Consider the following 11567-nt stretch of genomic DNA (forward strand, 5'->3'; position numbering starts at 1 on the left):
TGTTAGAAGAATAGCAAAAATAAACGTTTTTTTATTGAAAAACTTTTTCAACTCTTTTTACGGTGGAAGTTAACTCTGCAAAGTGGAAGTTACTTTTTCAATTCACCATTTGTACTTTCATTCATTAAACAACTAAGTGTTAAAAGACTTTCGCTTAAATGGACGTTCTCAACAATTATATCTTCGGGTACATCTAAATCCACAGGTGCAAAATTCCAGATACCTTTAACTCCATTTTCTACCATCATATTGCAAACTTTTTGAGCATTGTTTGATGACACGCAGATTACACCAATATTTATTGGAATAGCTTTAAGAAATCGCACTAACTCATCTATATCTATTACTTCAACATCTCTAATTTTTAATCCTATAAGTTTTGGATTAACATCAAAAATACCAGCTAAGTTAAATGCTAACCTTTCAAAATTAGTATAATTAGCAATCGCTTGTCCAATATTACCAGCACCTATAATAATCATTTTATATTCTTTTGCTAATCCCAATATACCATTAATTTCATTTAATAATTCTTTAACATTATAACCATATCCCTGTTGCCCAAAATCACCAAAACAATTTAAGTCCTGTCTAATCTGGGATGCCGTAAATCCAATTCTCTCACCTAACTCTTTTGAGGATATTCTATCTACATCAGTTCTTAAAAGATCCCTTAAATATCTATGGTATTTAGGCAATCTTCTAATAACTGCCATTGATATATTCTTTTTTCTTTCCACAATTTACACTCCTCTACGAATAACATAAATTTTATAATATCTATTTTAACACACTTTATAGATTAAAATTACTTTTTATATCAAATTTAATAGTTATTATGAAATTTTTACCATTTTAGTTTATTCTATACTACTAAAAAAAAATTATGATATATATATTCATTTTTTACTACAATAATATAAATATAAATAGTACAATAATATAAGAACAGACTTAAATTAATATTTTTAACCTATTAAAGTTCAATTTTTTTAATAGTTCGACAAGGTAGTATATTTTAAGTAAAATTATATTATCTTACTTTGAAACTTTTTTATAATTTTAATGTTACACGTCAGGGAAGGTGAAAACAATGATAGTTCTAAGTTGCAAAGATATTCACAAAAGTTATGGTATAGATGTTATTTTAGACAAAATAACCTTGAGTATAAATGATGGGGAACGGATTGGTTTTATTGGTCCCAATGGAGCAGGAAAATCTACACTTTTTAAAATACTCACATCTCAATTAGATTATGATAATGGTGAACTATTTATAGATAAGAATAAAAGAGTAGGTTACTTATCTCAAAATTTGTCACTAAATATAAATAACACTATTTACAAAGAAACACTTTCTGTATTCGATAATTTATTAAGCCTTGAAAAAAGTCTTAAGGATTTAGAAACAAAAATGAGCAAACCATACGATGCTTCAAAAGAAGATTATCAGAATAAAATAATAAAAGAGTATACATTAACTTCTGAGCTTTATAATAACAGGGGTGGTTACACATATAAAGCAAAAATTAATAGGATTCTCAAAGGACTAGGCTTTTTGGAAGAAGATTATGATAAACCTATAAACATATTAAGTGGGGGTCTAAAGACTCGGGTTGCGCTATGCAAGTTATTACTTAAAAACCCTGATGTTCTTTTACTCGATGAACCTACCAATCACCTAGACTTAGATGCCATAGAATGGTTAGAAGATTATTTGAAATCTTATAAAGGAACTATGTTCATAATATCCCATGATAGATTCTTTTTAGATGCTATAACAAATAAAACTTTTGAACTTATTAATGGTCATATAGATTCTTATAACGGCAATTATACAAATTTCATTGAATTGAAGAAAAAGAATTATGAAATTCAATTAAAAGCTTATAATTTGCAACAATCTGAAATCAAAAGACAAGAAGATATTATAACAAAGTACAAATCCTTTAATAGAGAAAAGAGTGTAAAAGCTGCAGAAAGTAGACAAAAATCTTTAGATAAAATGGACAGAATTGATTCTCCTACTAGAGACCCTAAGGAAACTAAAATTAAATTTGAAGCAGAAATCAAAAGTGGAAATGATGTTCTTCATATAGAAAACCTATCAAAACGGTTTGGAGATAATCTATTGTTTGAAAATTTAAATTTAGATGTAAAGAGATCTGAGAAAATCGCGCTTATTGGTGAAAATGGTCGAGGTAAAACTACTTTATTCAAAATAATAATGGATAAAATTCCAAGTGACACTGGTATAAAAATATTGGGTAAAAGTATTTTTGTAGGATATTATGATCAAGAACAATCTGATCTAAATCCAGAAAAAACTGTAATAGATGAAGTCTGGGATGCATTTCCTAAACTTACTACAACAGAACTTCGTACTGCACTAGCTGCATTTTTATTCATAGGTGAAGATGTATTTAAGGTTATCTCCACATTAAGTGGGGGAGAAAAGTGTAGAATTAACCTTCTAAAAATCATGTTATCTAAATCTAACTTTTTACTACTAGATGAACCAACAAATCATTTAGATATTATGTCTCGTGAAGCCTTAGAAGATTCAATACTAGCATATGACGGTACAGTTATTGTAATATCTCATGATAGATATTTTTTAAACAAAGTAATTCATAAAATACTTGAGTTAAATAAAGATGGACTCAAAGAATATCTAGGTAATTATACCTATTATATAGAAAAGAAGAAAAATCCTCTACGTTTTCAGGCAGAAGAGGAACACGAGGGTATGTCAAAAACACAAATTAATTATAATAAGAAAAAGAAACGTGATGAAAACAATCTAGAAAAGCAAAAAAAAATAGATTTCAAAACACTTGAAGACAAAATTTCATCTCTCGAACAAGAATTAGGAAAATTGAATAATGACCTTTGTCTTGAAGAAGTTTATTCAAGTCCTAGTCGAAGTGTTGAAACAAACAATCACATTTTAAGCACCAAAACAGAGCTGGAAACTCTTTATGCAAAGTGGGAAAATTTTTTAGCATAAATTTAATAAAAATCAATTTATGTTATAATGCTTTATCATCAAAATTTGTTAAATATTTTATTATAAACAAAAAAACTAAAAGAGCACAGTTTAACTATAAACTGTGCTCTTTTATATATTTGAATTTTATTTTTAACTTGAAGCTATTATAAATGTTTTAATTCAATAACCCTGCAATTGCTGTACCAATAAGTGTTACATCTTCAGCCTTAACGAACTCACAATATATACCCATTTTTTCATTAAGGCATTCCTTTACATAGTATTGGAGTTTGCTTTTAAAAAATTTAGATTTATAAAATGTAGACCCATCAGCCGTTATACATACTGGTAAACAGGGATTTTTTCCTGTTTTAGTTTTCAATATAACTGCTGCTAAATTTACCGCTACTAATTTTGCAGCTCTCTCGATAACTGCATCTATAATATAATATAATGTCTGCTTATCTTCTTTTCTATGCCCTTCATTTGTAGAATTACTATACTTTCCAAGAATATTACTGCTCAAATATGGGTACTCAATAAAATCATTGGCTTCCTTAGACGTAAGATTACTAATATTTTTTATTCTATTTGCAAATCCCGCTGAAAATAATCCTTCAGTTGTAGCTTTTCTTATTATTTCTAATATAAGACCACCCTGATACGCTCCTGATATCATTTTTTCAAATTTTTGGCTACCTGGATTTGCTGTAGTGTTATCAAATATTTCATCAATTTCACCCCTACAGGCTCCTTCATACCCGCCAGATTCAATATTAATTATTGTTGAACCTTCTTGATATGCCAAAGTTTCAGCTTTTTTAATATTCTTGTTTTTTTCTAGATAACAGGTATTTGTTCCTGTTCCTAGAATAAATCCTATGTTACTATCAAAGTCTCTATCTTGGTACTCCGCCTTTCCTCCAAGAAGTGTTGCAACAGTATCGTTAAGTAATACAATCTTCTTGTCTTCTTTATAACCCATATCTTTTAACGCTTTTAAAAGATCTTTTCCGATTTCCTCACCAACCATATCTCTTACTTTTACCTCTTTATTAAACTGAATAAGCCTGCCATCTTTATTGGGAAGTATTTCAGTTGGATATGAAAAACAAAATCCTATTTTATTGCTTCTGTGTATTACAGGTTTCAAATAGTTTACAACTGTTTTATAAAATTCTTCCTTACTAATTTCGCCATTTATGCCTGGCATATCATGTATTTTATATTCTTCTATTATTGGTTTTTTATTGCTATTAAAATTGACAATAGCAACTCTAAAATTTGTACCACCTGCATCCATTACAATAACAGGTTCTCCAACCGGTATTTCCCCTTCATCTCCAATATAAGTGCATAACATTTTTAGGGAACTGGGTTCATTATTTAGGCCTTTTTTCATATCTTCAATAAAATCGCTAGAACCCTCATTTATATTTATATCTTCATAATGCATTTTATGCTTTTTTAAAAATACGTCCACTTTTTCTTTCATAATATTCATAAATTATTCCTCCAAAATTAATTATATTTTAGTTAATCGCATACATCGCAATCAACTATGTAGTTACTGTTATATTAATATATCTAACACTCTCATTATAATTATACAGAATAAAGACAAAATCAACAACTTTATTCCGTAATTATAGTCTATATATGTCTAGAATTTGATATCATAAACATTACATAATGCTCTACCCAACATTTTAAATATTAAATTTGGCTACATAAAATATATTAACCGTCCCAATTGAAAGTTCTAAACATATAAAATAATATACTAATTCTTTTTCTGTTAAAAACAAACTGGATGCAAAACAATTATAATTGTATTTCATCCAGTTCTAATATATTAGTTATTTTCTGTTTGTCTTATTTACTTCTTTTATCTTATTTACTATATAGTCATAACCATTTTCACAATGTGGAATGATGCATGCTGAGCAGTCCTTAACACCATCGACAAACTTTCCATTCCCACCACACTGCGTAAGAAAATATAGTGGGCAATAACAAAATAAGCAATTAAACTTTTCATCATTTTTAACTACATGGCATGGGAAATATTCACATTCATTATTTCTAAAAAACTTATAATTATTACTCATTTAAAACTCCCTCATGTTAAATTTATCCAATTAATTTATATACAGCTTGTACTAAATATGTTAATACTATAATTATTAACATTGATAATACAACTTGAACTGTACCTTTATTAAGTGAAAAATAATATTTTTTCTTAAGTACCATATTGCCACGATGTACTACTTTAGGATGAGAATATATAATTTCCTCTTTCAAATAAGCAGCCATGCTTGTGATTAAAACAAAAACTGATAATATTCTTGTAATAGAGAAAAAGTTCTGATTCATTGAATAAGCTAAAATCATTGCTATAGGCACAATAATTCCTAACAACATTCCTAATTTACTACCTATTAACCTTGGCAGCGTCTTTACGTGCTTTTTCTTTTTTAGAGTTTTATAAGAATTTTTCTTTTTCATAATAACCCTTCTTTCTAAATTTTTAAGCAACTATTAAGGACATTATACCAAATTTTAAAATATTTGTTGATTAGCTTTTATAAAGGTATCAAAATTCTACCATATTAGATATATCCATGTCTTCTAATACCGTTTCCTCTGTAATAAAATCCTCTGGAAATTGTTTTTCCAAAACTTGTTTGAATTTGACCAGGTTTTCATTAGAAATTTCTACTTTTTTCGTCAACATATTTTTGCTCTTAATAAGCTTTTTTGATTTTAATTTATATATAGATTCATCCCCGACAATAACTATATTATTTTCATCATCAAATTTTAATTTACCAGTTGTATCACTACTTATTTTTATCTTTTCAAAATTGCTAACTGATTTTTTATCACTATTAATTTTAGCTACATTAAGATAAGCGCTTGTCTTGCTGTCCACATTATTTGTATCGTTGATCCAACTTCTAAATGCAATCATTTTACCATCTTTAGAAATTGCTCCATCATATATTTCTTCCTTAATATCAGTTGCCTCATAAATTTTATTGCCATTAAAATATAAATTTGCCTTTGGCAGTGGAAATGTATGAGGAGTATCACTATAAAGAATATTTTTTTCATCCATAGTAACATCCCTTATTGTACCTACACAAGATATTAAACTCACCTTGCTTTTTATATTATATACTGCATACCCAGATGATGACGGATCAATATGTCCTGTAATCAAAATGTTCTTATTATCTGTCCATTTAAGATCTATAATTTCTTGAACGCTTTTCCCATTTACAGTAATATCTGTAATACCTTTAGTTCTAACATTATAAACATTTATATGTGGAGGATATACAGCTTTTCCTTGATTAAAATCTCTAAAAACTAGTTTTGTTTTATCCGGAGAAATTTCTAATAGATCTTTTGATTTTGAATTATCACCTAAAGATTTAATCTGTCCATTTGTTTCATCATAAATGTAAATATTATTGTCTTTCTCAAATGCTATTTTTGTTAATTTCATATTAGTTACAATTTTATTTTTATTGGTTTTATTATTTTTATTTAAACAAGCCATCAATATAAATATGCTTAAGAACAAACATATTACTACAATGAGTGACTTAAAAATTATTTTTTTTGTTTTCTGATGGATAGTCATAACTTTGCTCCTCATCTAATTCGTAAGAATAAATATTATTTTAAATCATTGAAACTTAGACTATTATACTCTACTTATATTATGGTATCAACTGGAATTTATTATTTTTATCCATCAATATTTATACGCTCTTAGATATAGTATTTACATTACTTTTCTATGTTAATTTTAATTTTGTTTAGCTATTACAAATTGATCTATGCCATTAATATATAAAAAGCATCAGTTTAGTTCAACTAATGCTCTTTTTTATCTATTGTATGCTTATTTATTCGTTAAAACCTTCTTTTACCGCTTTAGAAATTATTTCATCATCTATTAAGTATGGTAATGTAATATGATCAGTATTAACATTTTCCTTGTTATAATCAATACTTGTTTCTATTGAGTGTGGGTTTCTAGCCCAAGCTCGCCTCGCCACTCCCCCCATAACATCCCAAGCAATTGAAGACTTTATAATATTATCTATTCTATTACTACCATCAAGTACAAGGCCAAACCCACCATTAATTGATTTACCTATACCTACCCCACCACCATTATGAAGCGCAATTAAACTCATTCCACGAGCAGCATTTCCTGCAAAACATTGAACAGACATGTCTGCCATTATGTTACTACCATCCTTTATATTAGATGTTTCTCTAAATGGAGAATCTGTCCCACTTACATCGTGATGATCACGTCCCAGCATTATAGGTCCTACTTCACCTAATCTCACCATATCATTAAACTTTAATGCAATGTCTATTCTCCCCTTAGCATCCTGATAAAGTATTCTTGCCTGCGTTCCAACTACTAATTTATTCTTTTCTGCATCCCTTATCCATATATAATTGTCTCTATCCTGACCACGTCTATTGGGATCAATACATTCCATAGCTGCCTTATCAGTTTTTACCAAATCATCATGATTTCCACTTAAACATACCCACCTAAATGGCCCATACCCATAGTCAAAAAGCATCGGCCCCATAATATCCTCTACATATGACGGAAATATAAAGCCATCTTTTTCATCAATTCCATTCTTAGATATTTCTATGGCTCCTGCATCATATACAGCTTTCATAAACGAATTACCATAATCAAAAAAATATGTTCCTCTCTCAACCATTATCTTAATTAACTCGAAATGTTTAACTAATGTTTTATCAACTAACTGTCTAAACTTCTTTCTATCTTTTTCAAGTAAAATCGTTCGCTGCTCAAAAGTGAGCCCTTGAGGTGCATATCCTCCATCATATGGTGCATGACAAGATGTTTGATCTGATAACAAATCTATCTTTATATTTTTATCTACTACATATTGAAGTAAATCTACTATATTACCATGATAAGCAATAGATATTTTTTCTTCATTTTTAACTTTTTCTGCAACAATTTTAAATATTTCTTCAAGATTATCAGACACTATAGTTACCCATCCTTGATCTAGTCTTGTTTTAATTCTTGAATAATCAACTTCAGCTATTATTCCAACCCCATTTGCAATCTCTATAGCTTTAGGTTGAGCTCCACTCATTCCACCAAGTCCAGAAGTTATAAATGTTTTACCTTTTAAATCCCCATCACTTGGTATTCCAAGTTTTAGTCTTCCTGCATTTAGTAAAGTATTAAAAGTCCCATGTACTATCCCCTGAGGTCCTATATACATCCATCCCCCTGCGGTCATCTGGCCATAATTTGCAACTCCAAGTTGAGTTACTATATGCCACTCCTTAGGATTATCAAACATTCCTATCATAAGGCCATTCGTTATAATTACTCTTGGCGCGTGCTCTGATGACTTAAAAAGCCCAAGTGGATGTCCTGACTCTAATACAAGAGTTTCATTTATAGTTAGATTCTCTAAATACTTTTTTATAAGTCTATACTGCATCCAATTTTGACATACTTGACCCGTTTCACCATAGGTAACTAATTCATAAGGATATAATGCTATATCTGAATCTAAATTGTTATCAATCATTACTTGAAATGCCTTACCCTCCAAGCAATTACCTTTGTATTCATTTATCGGTTTTCCATAAAGTTTCTCTTTTGGCTTAAACCGATATCCGTATATTCTTCCTTTTGTAATTAATTCATTCATAAATTCTGGTGCAAGTTTTGTATGATATTTTTCAGGAATATATCGGAGTGCATTTTCAAGTGCAAGTGCTGCCTTCTCTTTCGATAGGGTAAATCCTCTATTAGGCGCTCTTCTTACTCCGGTTACAAACTTAGGCATACTTGGTAATTCACCATCTAACTTAATAGTCATAGCTTGTTCAATGTCAAAATTGCTAATCATCTATCTACACCCCCTATGTACTAACACTATAGTGCTTTATAAATATCTAAAGTTTTATTGTTTTAATTCTATTTATATTTTATCTATTCTGCATTTATTCTTATATTCCTTCAATTTTTAATATATATAAGCTCTTTATAACAGAATTTTTTTATGCATAAATTAGAGTATATATAAATAAATCCCTTGCAATTTATTACATCATGATTAAAATATAAATGTGGAGGTAACACAACCACATTTGATGTGTTACCTCCACATTTAGTTTATTTTAAAAATATGTAACATGCTATCTTTCCCCAAGTTTTAAGTTTGGTATTGCATTAAGCGTTAGCGGAGAAACTCTTCCTTTAATAAATTCAAAATAAGCCGCACTTCCAATCATAGCTGCATTATCTGTGCACAATATCATTTCTGGGAACAAAACTTTTATATCTTGCTTTTGACCTTCTTCTGTCATTGTACTTCTAAGGCAAGAGTTCGATGCTACACCCCCTGCTATTGCTATTTTATCTACGCCTTTAATTCTGCATGCTTCTAAAGCATTTTCCACCAAGACACTAACTACAGCTTTTTGAAAAGATGCAGCCACATCTGGTACACAAATAGTTTCATTCTTCATTTTCATTTTATTCAAGTAATTTAGAACCGAAGATTTAACTCCACTAAATGAAAAATCTAAAGTGACATCATGAAATTTAGCTTTTGGAAACTTTATAGCATCTGCATTACCTTGTTTTGATATTTTATCTATTTTAGGTCCGCCAGGGTACCCGAGCCCTATTGCACGAGCTACCTTATCAAAAGCTTCTCCCGCCGCATCATCTCTAGTTTGAGCCATAACTTCAAAATCACCGTGGTCTTTCATATATACAATAAATGTATGTCCACCTGAAACTACCAAACACATAAATGGTGGTTCAAGTTCCTTATATTGAATGACATTAGCACTTATATGCCCTTCTATATGATTGACCCCCACTAATGGTTTTTTTGTTGCATATGCAAGTCCCTTAGCATATTGGACGCCTACAAGTAATGCCCCTACAAGCCCTGGTCCATAAGTTACTCCTATTGCATCTATGTCATCGAGTGTAACTCTAGCTTCATCTAATGCCTCCTGAACTACAGCACTTATTGCTTCTATATGTTTCCTAGATGCTACTTCTGGAACAACTCCTCCAAATTTTTCATGTATATCAATTTGTGATGCTATTATATTTGATAAAACTTCTCGTCCATTTACAACTACAGCTGCAGCTGTCTCATCGCAACTAGATTCAATTGCAAGTATTTTTATATCCTTATCCATTACTTTTACCACCTTTAATAAAGTTTATACAATTATCTCTTTAATAGAGATTTTCTTGATATTATATTTTAAAAATTTGTTAATAACACAGATTAATTATACTTTATTAACTTTAGCATATCAAATTATTATATTATTAAATAAGCGCAATCACTTGTTCTAAAGTTCGAACACTTGTTTTAAAGTGAAATCACTTATTTTAAATGTAGTAACAAAATGGTCTGTCCTTCTATGATATAATTATATATAAAGTACTGTTATAGAAAGTTTAATTATTACATCTAAAAATTATTAACCATAAATTCAATTTACAGTTTTTTTAAGGATACTTAATAATTATTAGACACTTAATATAGCTTCTAGGAGGAACACATGAGTAACACCTATGCAAAAGTCATAATAAAAGGCTCACCTATTTCGAAATCTAATTTTAAGCTTTTCAATAAAAATGGCAGAGCTATTTTGCCTTATAACTCTGGTAAATACTATGATAGATACGCATTATATGAAGAAGAAATCGCCTATCAATGTAGGATACAAAATTCAAGTACCTTTTTAACAGAATCTCTTATTGCTGTTTTGAAAGTATATTATAAAAGCATAAAAAGACATCCTGATACAAATAATATAACAAAAAGTATATTTGATGGTATCGAAAAAAGTGGACTTATAGTAAATGATGCACAAGTTACAAGACTCATCATCGAAGAGTTTTATGATTCAGTGAATCCAAGATTTGAATTAGAGCTCTTTGGTGAGAGTACATATGCAATGAAATATTCAATAGTTGAAAAAAAAGAAAAACAACAACCTATAAATTATGATCCACCATCAAATAAAAAAAACACCTTTGGCACTAAAGCCACTAAAATAACTAAAGCGAAGTCTGAATCTATTACTAAAAATACATCAAAATTCATATGTGAAATTTGTAAAAAACCTGTGTCAAAGGATGACTATATCTCTGCAAACAAAGGTAAAACTTCAATATGCAAAAGTTGTTTTAAAAAACTATTTTAAACCATATATAATTGCTGAATAATAAAATTCATGGACTATGCTTTCACTTCATAGTTGCAACTTTTTATGCGTTTTTAGAATATTCTGCATTTGTTATTCTAAAATACTGAAAACACGTAATATGCCCATATTCTGTGTTATAATACTATACAAAACATCTTTTAGAACAAAATTTTTTTACATAATAGACCAGCTAGTTAAAGTCAAGTGTAAATTTGCGAAAGTAGTTGTTAATTTCATTGCATAACAAAAAGACCATTGCATAACACGAACAATGGTAAATTTAGTAATT

General features: G+C 29.2%; 9 protein-coding genes. 2 read left to right on the forward strand and 7 right to left on the reverse strand.

All coding sequences use genetic code 11. The annotated features are described in order from the left end of the window. Window positions 1-89: 89 nt before the first annotated feature. Window positions 90-740 (reverse strand): redox-sensing transcriptional repressor Rex, encoded by a 651-nt coding sequence (locus tag KPL38_RS15445; protein ID WP_216290056.1) that lies wholly within the window; start codon window positions 738-740, stop codon window positions 90-92. A 353-nt stretch (window positions 741-1093) separates the two neighbouring features. Here KPL38_RS15445 and KPL38_RS15450 point away from each other — a divergent pair, with 353 nt between their 5' ends. Further along, the gene (locus tag KPL38_RS15450; RefSeq protein ID WP_216290058.1) at window positions 1094-3010 is read left to right on the forward strand and encodes an ABC-F family ATP-binding cassette domain-containing protein; all 1917 of its coding nucleotides are present in this window, start codon (window positions 1094-1096) and stop codon (window positions 3008-3010) included. Between the two features lie 157 nt (window positions 3011-3167). Here the strand turns inward: KPL38_RS15450 and KPL38_RS15455 are convergent, their stop codons facing one another. From KPL38_RS15455 to tsaD, 6 genes are all read right to left on the reverse strand, one after another. Further along, on the reverse strand, window positions 3168-4496 hold the full coding sequence (locus KPL38_RS15455) for a hexokinase family protein (RefSeq protein WP_216290060.1): 1329 nt from the start codon (window positions 4494-4496) through the stop codon (window positions 3168-3170). A 355-nt stretch (window positions 4497-4851) separates the two neighbouring features. Next, the gene (locus KPL38_RS15460; protein ID WP_216290061.1) at window positions 4852-5103 is read right to left on the reverse strand and encodes a cysteine-rich small domain-containing protein; all 252 of its coding nucleotides are present in this window, start codon (window positions 5101-5103) and stop codon (window positions 4852-4854) included. Window positions 5104-5125: 22 nt separating this feature from the next. Next, on the reverse strand, window positions 5126-5503 hold the full coding sequence (locus tag KPL38_RS15465) for a hypothetical protein (RefSeq protein ID WP_216290062.1): 378 nt from the start codon (window positions 5501-5503) through the stop codon (window positions 5126-5128). Between the two features lie 88 nt (window positions 5504-5591). After that, a complete protein-coding gene (locus KPL38_RS15470) occupies window positions 5592-6509 on the reverse strand; it encodes a TolB-like translocation protein (protein ID WP_216290064.1) in 918 nt (305 codons plus the stop codon). 406 nt (window positions 6510-6915) lie between these two features. Continuing rightward, a complete protein-coding gene (gene hutU / locus KPL38_RS15475) occupies window positions 6916-8943 on the reverse strand; it encodes a urocanate hydratase (protein WP_216290066.1) in 2028 nt (675 codons plus the stop codon). Window positions 8944-9232: 289 nt separating this feature from the next. After that, window positions 9233-10255 (reverse strand): tRNA (adenosine(37)-N6)-threonylcarbamoyltransferase complex transferase subunit TsaD, encoded by a 1023-nt coding sequence (gene tsaD / locus KPL38_RS15480; RefSeq protein WP_216290067.1) that lies wholly within the window; start codon window positions 10253-10255, stop codon window positions 9233-9235. A gap of 372 nt (window positions 10256-10627) precedes the next feature. Here tsaD and KPL38_RS15485 point away from each other — a divergent pair, with 372 nt between their 5' ends. Beyond that, window positions 10628-11275, forward strand: a complete 648-nt coding sequence (locus KPL38_RS15485; protein ID WP_216290069.1) for a RusA family crossover junction endodeoxyribonuclease — start codon at window positions 10628-10630, stop codon at window positions 11273-11275. Window positions 11276-11567 lie beyond the last annotated feature (292 nt).

It is taken from the genome of Clostridium psychrophilum (assembly GCF_018861705.1).
GTDB classification, from domain to species: domain Bacteria; phylum Bacillota; class Clostridia; order Clostridiales; family Clostridiaceae; genus Clostridium_AD; species Clostridium_AD psychrophilum.

What these genes read in the sequence shown, in the direction of transcription:
- KPL38_RS15450 (WP_216290058.1), top strand. Translation starts at nt 1,094, where the DNA reads ATGATAGTTCTAAGTTGCAAAGATATTCACAAAAGTTATGGTATAGAT.
- hutU (WP_216290066.1), bottom strand. Translation starts at nt 8,943, where the DNA reads ATGATTAGCAATTTTGACATTGAACAAGCTATGACTATTAAGTTAGAT.
- KPL38_RS15455 (WP_216290060.1), bottom strand. Translation starts at nt 4,496, where the DNA reads ATGAATATTATGAAAGAAAAAGTGGACGTATTTTTAAAAAAGCATAAA.
- KPL38_RS15485 (WP_216290069.1), top strand. Translation starts at nt 10,628, where the DNA reads ATGAGTAACACCTATGCAAAAGTCATAATAAAAGGCTCACCTATTTCG.
- tsaD (WP_216290067.1), bottom strand. Translation starts at nt 10,255, where the DNA reads ATGGATAAGGATATAAAAATACTTGCAATTGAATCTAGTTGCGATGAG.
- KPL38_RS15465 (WP_216290062.1), bottom strand. Translation starts at nt 5,503, where the DNA reads ATGAAAAAGAAAAATTCTTATAAAACTCTAAAAAAGAAAAAGCACGTA.
- KPL38_RS15470 (WP_216290064.1), bottom strand. Translation starts at nt 6,509, where the DNA reads ATGAAATTAACAAAAATAGCATTTGAGAAAGACAATAATATTTACATT.
- KPL38_RS15460 (WP_216290061.1), bottom strand. Translation starts at nt 5,103, where the DNA reads ATGAGTAATAATTATAAGTTTTTTAGAAATAATGAATGTGAATATTTC.